At 67.0% G+C, this 16,083-nt stretch carries 14 protein-coding genes; 7 read left to right on the top strand and 7 right to left on the bottom strand.

Features of this window, described 5'->3' with window-relative positions; translation table 11 throughout:
• Positions 1-1,120 (top strand): 50S ribosome-binding GTPase (locus tag NTX40_10125; protein ID MCX5649428.1); only part of this gene is annotated, 1,120 nt, incomplete at its 5' end.
• Here the strand turns inward: NTX40_10125 and rseP are convergent.
• The 7 genes from rseP to NTX40_10160 form a co-directional block, all read right to left on the bottom strand.
• On the bottom strand, positions 1,104-2,969 hold the full coding sequence (gene rseP, locus NTX40_10130) for an RIP metalloprotease RseP (GenBank protein ID MCX5649429.1): 1,866 nt from the start codon (positions 2,967-2,969) through the stop codon (positions 1,104-1,106). The two genes, NTX40_10125 and rseP, sit on opposite strands and share 17 nt — an antisense overlap.
• Positions 2,939-4,108, bottom strand: a complete 1,170-nt coding sequence (gene dxr, locus NTX40_10135) for a 1-deoxy-D-xylulose-5-phosphate reductoisomerase (GenBank protein ID MCX5649430.1) — start codon at positions 4,106-4,108, stop codon at positions 2,939-2,941. Before dxr ends, rseP begins: the two co-directional genes overlap by 31 nt.
• A 36-nt stretch (positions 4,109-4,144) precedes the next feature.
• Positions 4,145-4,870 (bottom strand): 50S ribosomal protein L31, encoded by a 726-nt coding sequence (gene rpmE / locus NTX40_10140; GenBank protein MCX5649431.1) that lies wholly within the window; start codon positions 4,868-4,870, stop codon positions 4,145-4,147.
• A gap of 564 nt (positions 4,871-5,434) precedes the next feature.
• Positions 5,435-5,836: a HEPN domain-containing protein gene (locus tag NTX40_10145; protein ID MCX5649432.1), complete on the bottom strand. Its 402-nt coding sequence runs from the start codon at positions 5,834-5,836 to the stop codon at positions 5,435-5,437.
• Positions 5,823-6,140: a nucleotidyltransferase domain-containing protein gene (locus tag NTX40_10150; GenBank protein MCX5649433.1), complete on the bottom strand. Its 318-nt coding sequence runs from the start codon at positions 6,138-6,140 to the stop codon at positions 5,823-5,825. The genes NTX40_10145 and NTX40_10150 overlap by 14 nt, the downstream gene beginning before the upstream one ends.
• 78 nt (positions 6,141-6,218) lie before the next feature.
• Positions 6,219-7,220, bottom strand: a complete 1,002-nt coding sequence (locus tag NTX40_10155) for an FAD-dependent oxidoreductase (GenBank protein ID MCX5649434.1) — start codon at positions 7,218-7,220, stop codon at positions 6,219-6,221.
• A 20-nt stretch (positions 7,221-7,240) separates the two neighbouring features.
• Positions 7,241-8,263 (bottom strand): hypothetical protein, encoded by a 1,023-nt coding sequence (locus NTX40_10160; GenBank protein MCX5649435.1) that lies wholly within the window; start codon positions 8,261-8,263, stop codon positions 7,241-7,243.
• A 364-nt stretch (positions 8,264-8,627) separates the two neighbouring features.
• Between NTX40_10160 and sppA the strand changes: the two genes are divergently transcribed.
• From sppA to NTX40_10190, 6 genes are all read left to right on the top strand, one after another.
• On the top strand, positions 8,628-9,716 hold the full coding sequence (gene sppA, locus NTX40_10165; protein ID MCX5649436.1) for a signal peptide peptidase SppA: 1,089 nt from the start codon (positions 8,628-8,630) through the stop codon (positions 9,714-9,716).
• A 212-nt stretch (positions 9,717-9,928) separates the two neighbouring features.
• Positions 9,929-11,236, top strand: coding sequence for a glutamate-1-semialdehyde 2,1-aminomutase (gene hemL, locus NTX40_10170; GenBank protein MCX5649437.1), 1,308 nt, complete (start codon positions 9,929-9,931; stop codon positions 11,234-11,236).
• A gap of 245 nt (positions 11,237-11,481) precedes the next feature.
• Entirely contained in the window at positions 11,482-12,267 is a 786-nt protein-coding gene (locus NTX40_10175; GenBank protein ID MCX5649438.1) for a hypothetical protein, read from the top strand.
• 48 nt (positions 12,268-12,315) lie between these two features.
• Positions 12,316-13,275, top strand: coding sequence for a hypothetical protein (locus tag NTX40_10180; protein ID MCX5649439.1), 960 nt, complete (start codon positions 12,316-12,318; stop codon positions 13,273-13,275).
• Positions 13,276-13,400: 125 nt separating this feature from the next.
• A complete protein-coding gene (locus NTX40_10185) occupies positions 13,401-13,739 on the top strand; it encodes a hypothetical protein (GenBank protein ID MCX5649440.1) in 339 nt (112 codons plus the stop codon).
• A 258-nt stretch (positions 13,740-13,997) separates the two neighbouring features.
• The gene (locus tag NTX40_10190) at positions 13,998-16,025 is read left to right on the top strand and encodes a family 31 glucosidase (GenBank protein MCX5649441.1); all 2,028 of its coding nucleotides are present in this window, start codon (positions 13,998-14,000) and stop codon (positions 16,023-16,025) included.
• The last annotated feature ends 58 nt before the right edge of the window (positions 16,026-16,083 follow it).

The raw sequence follows: 16,083 nt of genomic DNA on the forward strand, positions 1-16,083 counted from the left end.
GCCCCCGTCCTCGCGGCCGATGATGCCCGACGTCGGCCGGTTGGCCTACGGCCACTTCGTGGACGCCGGCGGCCGGCCCCTCGACGAAATCATCCTGTACCGCGCGGCGGAGACGGTCTTCGAGGTGAACTGCCACGGCGGACCGGCGGCGGTCGAGGCCGTCTGCCGACGCCTCGCAGGTCTAGGCCTCGAAAGGGTGGACCCGGACCGCCTCCTCGCGCTCGAAGGCGCGGGGCCCATCGAGCGCGACGCCGAACGCATGCTCCGCGAGGCCCGCACTCCCCTCGCCGGACGCATCCTCCTGGACCAACGCAACGGCGCGCTCGCCCGCGCGATTGATAAAATCCTGAAGGCTCTCGCGGCCGGCCTCTCGGCCGAGGCCGCCGGGGAAATCGACGCACTCCTGGAGCGTTGGCAATCTTGCGGTCGCCTGCTGGCCTCGCCGCCGCGCGTTGCCGTCGCCGGACCGCCGAACGTCGGCAAAAGCACGCTCGTCAATCGCCTCGTCGGCGCGGAGCGCGTCCTGGTGAGCGCGACGCCCGGCACGACGCGCGACTACGTCGAGGCCGACGCCGCCATCGAAGGCCTTCCGGTCGTCCTGGTGGATACGGCGGGCCTGCGGGAGACGGAGGAACACGTCGAGCGGGAAGGCGTCGCGCGGGCCCGCCGCCAGGTCGCCGGTGCCGCGGTCGTCGTGTACCTTCTGGATGCGGCGGAAGGCGCGCGGCCCGAGGACGAGGCGGCGCTTGGTGCGCTCGGCGCACGGGCCGTCGCCGCCTGGAACAAGGCGGACCTCGCTGCCCGCCTGGTTCGCCGGCCCGCTGGTTCGCCGCCCAGTTCACTGGGCGCGTGCCGTTCGCAGCGCCCCGCAAGCGGGGCGGCGAACCAAACCGCACTTCGCGTCTCGGCGCTTCACGGCGACGGAATGGACGCGCTGGGACGCGCGATCCTCGCGCGCCTGGGTTGGAGGCCGCCCGCCGCGGCGGGCGAGGCCGTGCCGTTCACCGCCGCTCAGGCCGCGGTGATTGAACGGGCGCGCGACGCGCTGGCGACGGGAGATTCGGCGGCCGCGAAAGAACGCCTGGAATCACTCGCCGGCGGCGCTACATCAGCCGGCTGATGTCCTGCCACATGACGAGCAGGATGAGCAGGCCGACCATCACCCACCCGGCCGTCCAGAAAGCGGTTTGGACCTTGAGCGAGACGTGGCTGCCCTTGATCTTCGCGATGATGGCGAAGAGGACGTGCCCGCCGTCGAAAGGCGGGAGCGGCAGAAAGTTCAGGACCGCAAGCGAGACGCCCAGCATTCCCCAGAAAGCCATCAGTGTGCCGAGGCCCTGCTCGGCAATCGCGAGTGACGCCTGGACAATGAGCACCGGCCCGCCGACCGTCTGCGTGCTGATCTGGCCCCTGACCATCTGGGCGAGGCTGGTGTAGATGCGTCGGAACCAGAGGCGCGTCCGCTTCAGGCCTTCGCCCGCGGCCGCCAGGGGATTGTAAATCCGCGGCAGGGCGACGTACACGGGCTTGGCGGCGATGCCTTCCAGCGTGAACCGCTCGTACGGGACGGCGTCGGGCGTGAGCGTGGTTTCGACGACCTGGCTTCCGCGTTCGACGGTGACGGCCACCGGCGCTCCGGGCTCCGTCCCGGCGCGCCGGGATTCCGCGATGGTCTCGTTCCAGTCGCCGGGCATTTTCCCGTCCGGGCCGACCGAGAGGATGATGTCGCCGGGGCGAAGGCCCGCGCGTTCCGCCGCGCCGCCCGCTTCCACCTGGCCGATCTGGACGGGGTCGCCGACGGCGCCGGCCATGGCGAGGCCGATCATCGGCTTTTGGCCGTCCTCGGCGTCCATCATGGCGACCCGGCAGGTTACTTCGACGCGCTCGCCGCCGCGAGCGAGCACGAGGTCCACTCCCGGCGCGCCGGGACCGGCGCCGGCGGCCTGGACGACTTCGCTGATTTGGCTCGGCGTGGGCCAGCGGACTTCGCCCGCCTGGACGATGCGGTCGCCCTTGCGGATGCCCGCCTTCTCGGCCGGGCTGTCGGGCAGGACTTTCTCGACGCCGGTCGGCGGCGCGAGGCCGTAGCGGTATTCCTTCAACTGGGCGGGGTCGATGCGAAGGTCCTGGTTCCGCCCTTTGCGCTCGATCGTGAGGACGACAGGGCCGGCGGGCGCCTGCTCGAGGGCCTCGACCGCCTGGTACAACTGGGCGACGGGCTTGCCGTCCACCGCCAGGATGCGGTCGCCGACCTCGAGGCCCGCCTGGTAAGCGGGCGAGGTGGTGAGCATCTTCGCGAGGACGGTGTCCTGCGGGACGTTGATGCCGAACATCGGCCCGAGCGATCCCTCGGGGCGGAAACTCTTGACGAGGAAGGTTTTTCGGACGGGCTCGGCGCCCTCGGCCGCGGGCCGCTCGACCTCGATGGTGAATACCGTTCCCGCGTTTTCGAGAGTCACGGCGTACATGAGGTCGTCGAAGGCCTGGATCGGGGTGGGCTCTTGGCCCGCGACGCCGAGGGCCAAGATCCGGTCGCCCGCGCGGATGCCCGCCTTCTCGGCAGGCGACCCCGGCAGGATCTCACCCGCGACGGGGGCGATGACGTTGACGCCGATGAGAAACGCCGCCGAAAAAAGGACGATCGCCAGCAGCGCGTTCATCACGACACCCGCCGAGAAGACGACGATCCGCTGCCACGCCGGCCGGCGCCAGAGGGCCTTGGGGTCGTCGGCGCCCTCGGCCTCGGGATGCTCGCCGGCGAGGTCGACGAACCCGCCGACGGGAATCGAGCGCAGCGAGTATTCCGTGTCGCCGCGCTGCCACTTGACGAGCACCGGCCCCATGCCGATGGCGAACTTGCGGACGCGCACGCCGAACCACTTGGCCGTCAGAAAGTGGCCCAGTTCGTGCACGAGGATCAGGAGGCCGACGGCAACGGCTATTTCGACGAGGTACAGGATGGTAGGCAACGGGTCGCTTCCTCTCTGGACCGGGCATCGGTCGCTAGGATATCGTCCAAATCCGGCTCGGACTTCCACGGAAGTGCCGCCAGAACGCGCTCCAGGAGCGGCACGATGTCGTTGAAACGGATTCGGCCGGCGAGGAAGGCCTGGACGGCCACCTCGTCGGCCCCCGAAAGGGCCGCTCCGAGCGTCCCGCCGCGCCGGACCACCTCGAACCCCAACCGAAGGGCGGGGAACTTCTCGAAATCCGGTTCCTCGAAGTGCAGCCGGCCGAGGGCCGCCAGGTCCAGCCGATCCCACGGCGCGCTCCGCCGCTCCGGATACGTCAGGGCGTACTGAATCGGCATCCGCATGTCGGGCGGCCCCAGTTGGGCGATGACGGAACCGTCCACGAACTCCACCAGCGCGTGGACGGTGGACTCGGGGTGAATCAGGACGCCGATCTCGTCCGCCTCCAGGTCAAAGAGGTGATGCGCCTCGATCACCTCGAGGGCCTTGTTGACGAGCGTCGCGGAATCGACCGTGATCTTCGGCCCCATGGACCAGGTCGGATGGGCGAGGGCGTCGGCGGGCGTGACGCGGGCCAACTCGCCGGCCGGCCGGCGGTAGAACGGCCCGCCGCTCGCCGTCAGGATGACGCGCCGCACCTCCTCGCGCCGGCCGGAGGCCATCGCCTGGAAAACGGCCGAGTGCTCGCTGTCCACGGGAATGACTTCGGCGCCCGAGCGCGCCGCCTCGGCCAGGATGAGCCGGCCGGCCATGACGAGGCTTTCTTTGTTCGCGAGGGCGAGGCGTTTGCCCGCCCGCACCGCCGCCAGCGCCGCCGGCAATCCCGCCCCGCCGACCACCGCCAGGAGGACGATGTCCACGTCGTCGCGTGCGGCCAGTTCGGCGAGCGCGCCGGGACCGACGAGGATTTCGGGGTTCACGCCTTTGGGGAGCGCGTCGGCGAGGGCGCGGGCGGCTTCGTCGTCGCCGACGGCCACGCACGCGGCCCCGGTCTCGGCCGCCTGCTCGGCCAGGCGCCGGGCGCTCGAGGCCGCCGCGAGCGAGACGACCCGGAACTGCGGCCCGAGCGAGGCGGCCACCTCGAGCGCCATCCGCCCGATCGAACCCGTGGAACCCAGGACGGCGATATTCGGCACGACGGCGTTCTCCGTTTCGTCCGCAGAGGTCGAAGTTTACGCTCCGCGAGGCGGTCTTTCAATCTCAAACCCGGTCGGCGGGGGCTGCAGAAACGAAACCGGCCGACCCCGGCGCGCCGGGACCGGCCGGTTTGCTTTTCCATTGCGGCGCTCAGGTGTCCCCCTGCGGTGCGGCAGGCTTGGGCTCCGTCTTCGGCGCGTCCGCCGGGGCCGGTTTCGGCGCCTCGGCCGCGGCGCAGCCGGTTCGTCGCCCGCGGGGGGCGTCGGCTCCGTCTTCGGCGCGTCCGCCGGGGCCGGTTTCGGCGCCTCGGCCGCAGGCGCGGGCGCGGGGGGCGGCGCCGCCGATTCTTTCTTCGCCGCCGGCGCCGCAGGTTCCTTTTTCCGGGGGGCCGGGGCGGCGGCCTTGGCGGCAGGCTTCTTGCCGGGCGCAGCCGGTTCGTCGCCCGCGGGGGGCTTCGGCTTCTTGGCCTTCGGCTTCGCGGGCATCGGCGGTTTGCGAGCGGACGCCTTCTTCTTGCGTTGGGCCTCCGCCTGGGCCTCGGCCGCACTGACCACCTGCCGCGCGTCCCACCGGTACTTCTTCTGGAACTTTTCGACCCGGCCGGCCGTGTCCACGAACCGCTGCTGGCCCGTGTAGAAGGGGTGGCAGTTCGAGCAGACTTCGACCGCGAGTTGCGCCACCGTGGCCCGCGTGACGAAACTATGGCCGCAGCCGCACGTCACCTTGCATTCCACGTACTTCGGATGAATGTCCTCTTTCATCGTCCAACCCTCGCCAAGGCGTCCGAGTCACCAACCGCGAAGGGGGCATTATACCCCGAAAGCCGGGCGATGCAAGCCCTTTGCCTCACAAAGCGAGGGGGGGTGTGGCCGCGGATCCTGGCAGTGGCTGTTAGGCCCATTCATGGGCCTTTGCCCCGCGCCAGCGGGGTATAGCCCCGCCATTTTATGGCGGGGTTGATGAGGCGCGGTCCTCGCGTACGGCTTTTCTTTCCCCCCCTCCGCCCCGCTGAAAGCGGGGCGGAGGGGGAAAAGAAAAAACATCAGGGGCTGTCTTGGCGTTCTTGCGAACCGGGGCTAAAGGCCCCGGTCTACTCGCCGCTTCCGCCTTCGTCCCGGCGTGCCGGGACTACGGCGGACGAGCCCGCGGCGCAAAGGCGGCTAAAGCCGCCTCATAACGACACGGCGCCAACACCCTGCCACGAAAAACGGCCACACCCTGGCGGGCATGAAACCGGCCGCCACCCCTTCAGGTCCGCGCGCGGACTCCGTGCTGGCGCTTGAGGAACCCCTTAGGTTCGGAACGGAGAGAGGCCGTCGGGCGCCTCAAGGGCTGGCCGGTGCCGAGCGGACCTTGGCCTCGGCCCAGAGGTGCAGCCGGCGGATCATCTGGCGGGCTGCTGCGCGGTCCAGCCGTGGCTCGGCCACAATGCCCTCGTACCGCATCAGGGTCGCATAGGGTGTCAGCGTGTCCAAGTCGGCGAGGTCATCGGGCAGGCCGAGGCGGGTGTCGGTCGCGGCATCCATTAACTCGCGCAGGTCATGCGTGCGGCGGAAGGAAACACCGTAGGCCGACAGGACACCTTTCAGCAGTTTCTCCGCCGCCTGCTGAAGGTGAAAGCCCACGATCTCGTCCGCGACGCGCTCGGAACCGAGCACCTCGTCCACCAGCGCCTCATCCTTGGCGGCCTTGGCGAGAAACAGGGTGGCCTGATCATGCCGCTTCATAGATCACCTTGCCCTCGGCGGCGGCCTCGTGGAGCACGTTGCCGGGCGTGTCCGACCACTCGTCGAACTGTTCCCGGCTGACCACGAGGACGTCCACGGGAATGCGCATCGGGCTCAAAAGCCGCCTCAGACGGACCATTTCTCCGGCGACGTCCGGCACATCGTCCTCCACCACCAGGAAGTCCACGTCGCTTTGGTCGGTCGGTCGGCCCCGAGCGTAGGAGCCGAACAGGATGATCCGCTGCGGCCTTGCGGCACGGCGCAGGACGTCCACGGCACGGGCGATCGTCTGTTCGTCAACCATGAATCGGCCTCCGGCATCTGTGCCGAATCTATTATGGCCGGGCGCGGGCGCATTGCAAGCGGTTGATGCCGACCCCCTTCAGGTCCGCGCGCGGACTCCGTGCCGGCGCTTCAGGTATTCCTTGGCGCCCAGCGCCGCGACGACGCCTTCGCCGGCGGCGGTGGCGGCCTGCTTCAGGGACCCCGTCCGGACGTCGCCGGCGGCCCAGACGCCCGGCAGGCTCGTCTGCAGCGTACAGGCGTCCGTCCGGATGAAGCCCTGCTCGTCGAGGTCCAGCGTCCCCTTGAGGAACGCCGTCTGCGGCGCCAATCCGATGAAGACGAACACGCCGTCGCAGGCGACCTCGGTTTCCTCGCCCGTCTTGACGTTCTTTACACGGACGCCGGTCACTTTCTTCTCGCCGAAGATTTCCGTCACGGTGCTCTCGAAGTGGGTCGTGACCTTGTCCTGGTGGTTGGCGAGTTCTTCCTGGAGGATCTTCTCGCCCCGGAACTCCGGATCGAGAACGACGTAGGTGAGGTGCCGGACGAACTTGAGGAGATGGAGCCCCTCGTCCAGGGCCGTGTTGCCGCCCCCCACGACGACGACGTGTTTGCCCTCGTAGAAGGGGGCGTCGCACGTCCCGCAGTAACTGACGCCGTAGCCCGTCAGTTCCTTCTCGCCCGGGCAACCGAGTTTCCGGTACTCCGAGCCGACGCAAAGAATGACCGCGCGTCCGCGGCGGCGAGTCTCGCCGACATGGACGTCGGTGAACGTGCAGCCGTCCTGGCGGCACGGGACGAGGCGGTCAACGGCCGCGCTCGTGACGATCTCGGCCCCGAAGCGCTGGGCCTGTCGGCTCAGGCGGTCGGCCAGTTCCATCCCGCCGATGGGATCGGGGAACCCCGGATAGTTCTCCACCCGGGCCGTGGTCAGAATCTGCCCGCCGGGATACAGTTTTTCCAGGACGAGCGTCGCGAGGCGTTCGCGCGTCGTGTAGATGGCGGCCGAGAGCCCGGCGATGCCTGCCCCGACGATGAGGATGTCGCGGATCGGCTCTTCGGGTTTTGCGTCGCTTGTTTTTTCGGCGGCTTCCGCCATGGGCCTTCTCCGTCGCCGGCCTACTTTTCGACCGCTTCGCGGACGGCCATCACGACCTCCGGGTCGCTCGTTGTCTCGATGGTGCACGTCGAGCCGACGACGAACGGCCGGTCGCCCATCTCGCGGCGCGTCTCCTCGATTTGCGCGAGCAGCGTCCCGCACGCGCCTTTCCGGGGAAAGAGGAATCGGTCCAGCCCGCCGACGAGGGCCTTGTCCGCGGCGAGCGGCGCGACCGCGCTCATCCGCGGGTTCGTCGGGTCGCGCATGTCCCAGTTGAGCATCGCCGCAGGATAGTCCGCCAGGAGCCGCACCATCGCGTGCGACTTGCAGACGTGCAGGAGGTTGAGCGTCGCGCCCTCGGCCGCGTCCAGGATCTCCAGGTCGTACGGCCGGCCGAACTCCTCGTACTCTTCGGGCGTGAAGTTCGTCGTGGTCGCCGAGTGGGTCGTCGCCAGGAAGATGCCGTCCGCTCCCGCCTGGATGCATTGCCGGGCGAACCGCGCGAACGTGTCCGTGATGGTCCGAAGGCCGACGTGGACCATCGTCGCATCCTCGCGCACCAGGCCCGCCAGGTCCTGCGGCCCGCCCGCCAGGTCCGCCGCGATGCTCATCGGCGTGAAGATCGTCATCAGCATCGGCACGTCCGTCCCGAGCGCCTTCCGCAGGTCGCCGACGGCCCCGAGGTGGTCCGCCAAGACCGGCGCCGCGAGCCCCTCGCCCCCGCCCGTTGCGTCCAGGAGGTCCAGGTGCCGAAAATCGTCCGCCGTGTGGACCGTGTTCCGCACGAGCGTCGGCTTCACGTGTTCGCTGCCGGAAAACTCGTACTGGTTGCCCCAGTCCTGGACGTGGTAGCACGCGCGCGGGTTGATCTTCAGGAAGTCCCAGTCGTACGTTTCCTGCCACCGGACCATCGCCTCGACGAGCCCCGCGCGCGAGGTCTCCTCGACGAAAAAGTGACGCCAGAGCGCGACCGGAAGCCGGTCCACAGGCCGGCCGGCGATCGAGCGGCTCAGGCGCTCGCGTTTCGTCAGACGTTTCGCCATGCGGTCAACCTTCCTTTCCACCTATGGTAGTTGAGAATCCGCCGCCCGGTCAAGTCGCTTGGAGGGGGGAACCGGCCCGGCGGGTGTGGCAAGATTTTCTGGCACGGTCCGCGGCGGCCTCGCAGGGGACGTACAAGGGAAGAGTTGGGTGGCACTGGTCCCGGCGCGCCGGGACCCGCCAGTGCTTCCCCCTAGCCGCATGCGCACGGCCGGGCAAGACCGGCCGTGCCACACCAGGCAGGTATCGCGGCCTCGGCAAATGCCAGAAAATCTTGGCGCACCCGGCGTGGCCCCCCTTTGGCGTTGACGCCGTGCCGCGAATCGCCGTACAATCTCCCCTCACGGTGTCAAAGGAGGAATTGTCATGACGGACGGCATGGATGGATGGCGGCCGGGCGGGTCCCAGTCGCCTTTCCCCGGGAACCCGTCAGCGGCGGGCCCGGCCGGGCTGATGGATTCTCAACCGGCCCCGAGGCGTCGCGGCGGCGCGTGGGCGGTCATCGCGACGATTCTGCTGGCGCTCTCGGTCGTGACGAACGGCGTGCTGCTTCTGATGGTGATCGGTCTGGCGGCGGGGTTCTCGGCCTCGCTGACGGGCGGTGTCACGGAAGAGGCGCTCATCGAACGGGTCGTCCAGAAAGGCCCCGCCTCCCGCAAGATCGCCGTCCTGCGCATCGAGGGCGTCATCGACGAGACGACGGCCGAGTTGCTCGCCAAGCAGATCGAGCGCGCCGCCGCCGACCCGCGCGTCAAGGCTGTCATCCTTCGGATCAACTCGCCCGGAGGAGGCCTGACGGCCAGCGACATGATTTATCACGACCTGACGACTTATCTCGCCGACCCCGACAAACCTATCATCGCCGCCATGGACTCCGTGGCCGCCTCCGGCGGATACTACGTCGCGTGTGCAGCCGACCGCATCATCGCCCAGCCGACGACGATCACCGGCTCGATCGGCGTCATCGCCCAACTGTTCTTCCTTCAGGGCCTGATGCAGGACAAACTCGGCATCACCCCCGTCACGCTGAAGATGGGCGACAAGAAGGACTGGCCCAACATGTTCGGCGCGGCCGGCCTCGCGGACGAGCAGCGCGAGTACCTCATGAAGAGCCTTCTCGAGCCCGGCTACGAGCGGTTCGTGAACGTCGTCGCGGAGGGTAGGGCGATGAACCGCAACGACGTCCTCAAACTGGCGACGGGACGCGTCTTCCTCGCGCCCGAGGCGCTCCAGGCCGGCCTCGTGGACGAGGTGGACTACTTCGACCGGGCGGTCGAGGTCGCCATGGAAGCCGCCGGCATCGAGGACGCCCGCGTCATCGAGTACGTCGAACCGTTCAGTCTCGGCCGGATCTTCGGCCTGGGCGTGAAGGCCGGCCGGGCGCTCGACCTCGCGCCCGAGAAACTGGCCTCCCTCGCCTCGCCCAAGGTCATGTACCTCTGGACGGGATTCTGATAAATACCCCAGGGGTATGTACGTGTTTAGCGTTGTCATTCCGAGCGAGCGCAGCGAGTCGAGGAATCTCGCCTTGGCCTTTGCCGTTGGGTCGCCCAAGACAACGGCCACGGCGAGACCCCTCGACGCGCCCCTTCGGGGCGGCTCGGGGTGACAACAAAGACACACGCTAAACACGTACAGGGGTATTTATCGCTTCTGCGGGGATACGCATGTCGGCAAAGCAGGGGAACCTGACGAGGGGGCGCTCCGACGAGGCCTTTCGCCGGGCCGAGGCCTTGATGCCCGGCGGCGTCTCCAGCCCCGTCCGCGCCTTCGGGGCCGTCGGCGGAAAGCCCCTTTTCATCGCCCGCGGCGCCGGGGCCCGAATCTGGGACCTCGACGGCAACGAGTTCCTCGATTACGTCTTAAGTTGGGGCCCCCTCATCCTCGGCCACGCCCATCCGAAGGTGGTCGAGGCGGTCCGGCAGGCGCTTGAAAGCGGTTCCTCGTTCGGCGCGCCCACGGTGCGGGAAATCGAACTGGCGGAACGCATCCGCGAGGCGATGCCCGCCGTCGAGCAGGTCCGTTTCGTCAACTCCGGCACCGAGGCGACGATGAGCGCCGTGCGCCTCGCGCGGGCCGCCACCGGCCGGCCGGCCATCCTCAAGTTCGAGGGCTGTTACCACGGCCATGTGGATGCGCTCCTGGTGCAGGCGGGTTCGGGCGCGATGACGTTCGGAGTGCCCTCCAGCCCCGGCGTCCCGCCGGAGGTGACTCAGCACACGCTGCTCGCGCCGTACAACGATCTTGAGGCCGTCGAGCGAGTCGGCCGGGAGAACCGCGGTCGCCTCGCGGCGATCCTCGTCGAGCCGGTGGCCGGCAACATGGGTGTCGTTCCGCCTGCCGACGGGTTCCTCGAGGGCCTTCGCGGCGTCGCCGACCGCACGGGCGCGCTATTGATCTATGATGAAGTGATGACGGGTTTTCGCGTTGCGCGCAGCGGCGCGGCCCAGCGCTACGGCGTCCGGCCGGATCTCGTGACGCTCGGCAAGGTCATCGGCGGCGGCCTGCCGGTCGGCGCGTACGGCGGGCGGCGGGACCTGATGCAGCAGGTCTCGCCCGTCGGACCCGTTTACCAGGCGGGGACGCTCTCCGGAAATCCGTTGGCGATGGCCGCCGGTATCGCTACTCTGGACCTCCTGGCTGAGCCGAACGCTTACGAGACGCTTGAAGCCAGGTCCGCTCGGCTGGAAAAGGGCTTGGCAGAAGCGGTCCGGGAGGCGAAAATCTCCGCACGGGTCCAGCGGGTCGGCTCCATGCTGACGCTCTTTTTCACGGCGGGCGCGGTGGCCGACTACGCGGGGGCACGGGCGTGCGACACGGAGGCGTTCGGGCGGTTTTTCCAGGGGATGCTCGGCCGGGGCGTTTATCTGCCGCCCAGCCAGTTCGAGGCGTGGTTCGTGAGCCTCGCCCACACGGACGAGGATATCCGCCGGACGGTCGAGGCGGCTCGCGGGGCGTTTTCGGCCCCGGGCTAGTACTACTACGCTGTGTTCTTCAACGCAGAGAACGCTGAGAACGCAGAGAACGGCCCTCGACGGGTCAAAAGGAAAAAGGAGACAGCCCGAAGTTGCAGCGGCGGAATAGCGTCCGGCCAGGACCCGGGCACGCTGTGTAATCTGTTGTGAAAAAATCTCTTATCTCTGCGATCTCTGCGATCTCTGCGATCTCTGCGTTGAGATAGCGTTGTAGAACTAGCAAGGGGTCCACAAGGAGACGCGCCATGGCTCAGGAAATGCAACGCGAACCGGCGGTTCGGTTGCCGAACCCCGCCGCCCAGCCGTTCGTCGCCGCCTTGAAGACGGTCCGATTCTTTGCGGTCGTCTTCTTCTGGCTGGCGATGGTGTGCATGCTGGCTCACGTGGCGGCGTTCATCTCCATCCAGTGGCTGGGCGTTTACGACGAGTCCGCGGCCGAGCCCGTCGATGCGGTCATCGAAGCCGCCCCGAGTGCCGGCGCAGCGCACGGGCCAGGCCTCTTCGAGTCCGTCGCCGCCGCGGCCCCGGCCGAGAAAAGCGCCGCGCCGGCCGCCGAATCGGTCCAGAAGGAAGCGCCCCGCCGGGGGCTTAGCGCCGTCGAGCGCTTTGCCCGCGACCTCCGGTACCGCGAGTGCACAGCCGCGATGCTTCGGCCGCTGCGCGCGATCGGCATCCTGATGGCGATCCTCCTCCTGGCGACGATCTTCCTTTATCTTCAGATCACGCTCCTGGGCCGACTCGCGGGCATCCGCCCGCTCACGAGTTCGCTGTGCCTGACGCTTCTTTTCCTGGCGACCGTCGTGCCGTGGCACAACGTCTTCGCGGAACTTCAGTTCGGCTCGTTCTTCGATTTTGAGGCACTGCTGAAGGCCCACGCCCAGTGGCTGAAGTTCGGCTTCTCCGACATCTACGGGGCCGCGTCGTACTACTTGCGGTTCTTCGCCCTGCCGCTCCTCAGCACGGTGCTTCTGGCGTTGGCGGGCGTCGAGTTCGCGAGCGGATACCGCGAGTCCGTCGTCGTCAACGAGTAGATTGCGTGGGGGATCCCTGCGGCCGTTCGAGGGCCGGCGAGAGGACCCATGATCCGCTTCCGCTGTCCGAATTGCGACGCCCGCATGGAGGTCGACGAATCCTTCGCCGGCCGGCCCGCGCGGTGCGCCACCTGCAGCGCCGACCTGAAGGTCCCCGCCGCGAGCGAATCCGACTCCTCCATCACTCGCCTCGAATCCGCCGGGCCGTCCGGGCCCACCACCGTTCGCTTCGGCGACGAAACCGTCGAGATCGTCCCGCCGGTCGAGACGATGGCCGTCGTGAGCGTCGGCTTCCTCGGCGCGTCGGTCGCGGCGGCCTTCGTCATCGGGCTTGGCCGGTTCGTCACCGCCCCCTGGATGATCGGCTCCAGCCTTGGCACGCTGCTCGCCCTCCTGGGGGCGATGACCGCCGTCCCGGCCTGGCACAGCATCCGCCGGAGCCGCGGGCGGAAACGCGGAAAACTTCTGGCCGTAATCGGCATGATCGGCGGCGCCGCGCTTACTTTGGGCTTTGGGACGGTGGCTGCGGTGAAAATCATCGATAACCTGTGGCTCCGCCCCGCCTGCGAGGACAACCTCCACAAAATCCACGCCGCACTCCGCGCCTACGCCGAACGATACGACGGCCGGCTCCCGAAGGAACTCGAAGTCCTCGTCCGCGAAGGCTGCCTGGCCGACCGTAACTGGCTCACGTGCCCCGAGTACCATGTCCCCATCGGCACGTCAACGTATCAAATGTACATCAGTGTTGGAATCGACGTCAACGTCAACAACCCCCGCGTCTTCCCGCCGAACCTCATGATCGCCAGCGACGGCGCCCCCTACGACTCCCACTCCGACGGCCTCGTGCGCGCGCTGCTTCTGAACGGAGACATCCAAAAGGTCCCGTTCGATCAATGGGAACGCTACCGCGCGGAACAAGGCAAACTCTGGGACGCCATCCGCGAGGCCCTGAAAGCGCAGGCCGCCCAGCCCGCCGCCGGGGCGCCGGGAGGCTCGACCCCTTGACCGACCCCGCATCGCCACGCGCCTTTCAAAGCCCGCAGATGAATCCCGACGACTTGTCCACCGAAGCCCGACCTGTCCGCCATAGCCCGCAGGGCGACGGCGGAAGGGCGAAGGCGGAAGTCGGGATGAATCTGCGGGACCCCCCCCTCGCCCCCGCCGGCCGACCGTTCTCGCTCATGCGGGCGCTCGCCTGGGCCATCTTCCTCGTCGCCGCCGCGGGTCTGGCGTTTCACGTGGTCTTCTACTTGGCCGGTCCGACCGAGTGGCTCGCCGCCTACGCGCGGGGGCTCTGGATGAAGATCGGCGTCGGCGTCGCCTTCGCCAACCTCCTGGCCGGCCATCTGCACTACTGGCGGACGCGCATGCGCCTCGACATCGCCTCCCGCGTCCTCGCCTACCTCTGGATCCTCTCGATCGTCCTTTACCTCCACCTGATGCTCCGGGGCGCCTTGCCGTGGCAGTGAGCCCTTGCCCCCGCCTCGAAGCGCAGCGGAGACCCGCCGTAGCCCTGCGTAGCCTTGGCGAAGCAGGGGCGAAGGCTGGGCCCGCCGGGTGCCAGAATGTATTGACAAACCCCGAATTCGTCGGGTATATTTCCGGGCGACCCATAGGGCTGATTTCCGGGCGGCTGACTTGTTGCCGTCGGGGGGGTACTGGCACGAAGTCAAAGATCCGCATCTTATGCAGGTCCATCTAAACATTGTTCGGTGAAAGGAGATGGGATGGTGAAATCGACCCTATTGGGGTGCTTGCTGGTGTGTCTTGGCGGTGGCACTTGCCTTGCCTATGGGGCCACAGCCGAGGGTAACAAGTTGGTCTCCAGGGTTGGCGGACAGACGATCTCCATTCAAGCGTGGGGACGGGACGGCCTCCGCGTGCGGGTCACCCCCCAAGGAGGTGGACAAACCTCGGACTGGGCGCTGGATATTCCTCTTGAAAGGGAAGGGAAGATAGAAATCACCCCGCAGTCGGCGAGCATCAGGAACGGGAAAATCTCCGCCCGAATCGATGATATTATGACCCAGAGAGGCTATCTGCGGTTCTTCAGGCACAGCGGCGACAAACAGATCCCGATCCTGAGTGAATACGACTACGTCGTTGGGGCCCACAATCCGGGAACGCGCACTTTCAAGCCGGTGGGCGATGATCTTTTCCACTGCGAACTGCATTTCGCGGCACGTGACGGAGAACGCTTCTACGGTATGGGCGAGAACGCCACGGGAAGGATCAATCTGAAGGGCTGCGTGATTGATCTCTACCAGCGCCATGTCAAAGCGGTGGTCCCCTTTGTCGTCTCCAGCGAGGGCTATGGGTTTCTCTGGAACAATCCGTCGCTGGGCAGGGTTGAGTTCGGCAATAACAGAACCCGCTGGATTTCCTACGGCAGCAAACAAATGGACTACTTCATCACCGCGGGAGATTCCTACGCCGATATCATGGAGAATTACGCCGATGCCACCGGGCACGCGCCGAAGTTTCCTTACTGGGCCTCCGGTTTCTGGCAGTGCAAACTTCGCTACACGACACAAGAAGAGTTTGTCAATGTAGCGAGAGAGTTCAAGCGGCGCGGCCTGCCCCTGTCGGTGCTTGTGATCGATTTCCTGCATTGGGACATAATCGGCAACTGGAGGCTGGATCCGAAGTTTTGGCCCGACCCCAAGGCCATGGTCAAGGAAATGGACGAGATGGGCGTCAGGATCATGATTTCACCCTGGACCCTGGTGGACGAGAAGAGCGAAAACTTCGCATACATGAAAGAGCACGGCTTGTTTACCGGTTCGATTGGCGGGAAAAAAGACACCGTCGACTTTCAAGGGCCTAAATACCAATACGATCCGACAAATCCGGAAGCCGCCAAGTACCTCTGGAGCAAGTGGAAGGCGAACTACGTCGATCTTGGCATCCGCACGTTCTGGCTCGATCCGTGCGACGAATTCCACGAGATCCGGGATTACGACCAGGTTCTCTTTCACATCGGTCCGGCCAAAGAAGCCCATGCCTTCTTCCCGGTGGCCCATCAGAAAAACATCTACGAGGGCCTGCTTGCCGCCGGCGAGAAAGAGGTGGTGACCATCTGCCGCAATGCCTGGGCTGGGAGTCAGCGCTACGGGGCGTGTCCCGCCCCCCACGATATTATGTCTTCGTTTGAGCACCTGGAAGAATACGTGAAGGTGGGGCTCAACGTGATGATGAGCGGGATTCCCTGGTGGAGCTGCGACATCGGCGGATTTGTCACCCCTGACAATAAGAGCCCACGCTTTCACGAGTTGATGGTGCGCTGGTACCAGTACGGCGTCTTCCTGCCCGTCTTCCGCACTCACGGCTGCCGGGCCAACAACGAGGCCTGGACGATCGGAGGAGATACCTATCCACACATCCGGGCCGCCATGCTCCTGCGGGAGAATCTGCGCCCCTACGTCATGGAGCAGATGAGGCTGGCGTCGGAGAAAGGCCTGCCGCCCATGCGGCCATTGTTCTTCGACTTTAAGGAGGATCCCAAAGCCGCGGAGGTGGAAGACCAGTTCCTGTTCGGGGCCGATCTTTTGGTGGCACCGATAACCAAGTATGATGTGCGCAGCCGGGAGGTGTACCTCCCGGCCGGAATCGAATGGATCGATGCCTGGACCGGTAAGAAACTCAAGGGCGGACAGGTTGTCAAGGCAGACGCCCCGATCGAACATATCCCCGTCTATGTGCGTGGGAACAAACCCGAACTGCTCAAACTCTTCACCGGTCTTTACGAGAAGTGAATCGCCGAGCCATGCGGTGGACACGTACGGTGAACCCGGGGCGGGTTCACCGCCGGGC

This window comes from Planctomycetota bacterium (assembly GCA_026387035.1).
Lineage (GTDB): Bacteria > Planctomycetota > Phycisphaerae > FEN-1346 > FEN-1346 > JAPLMM01.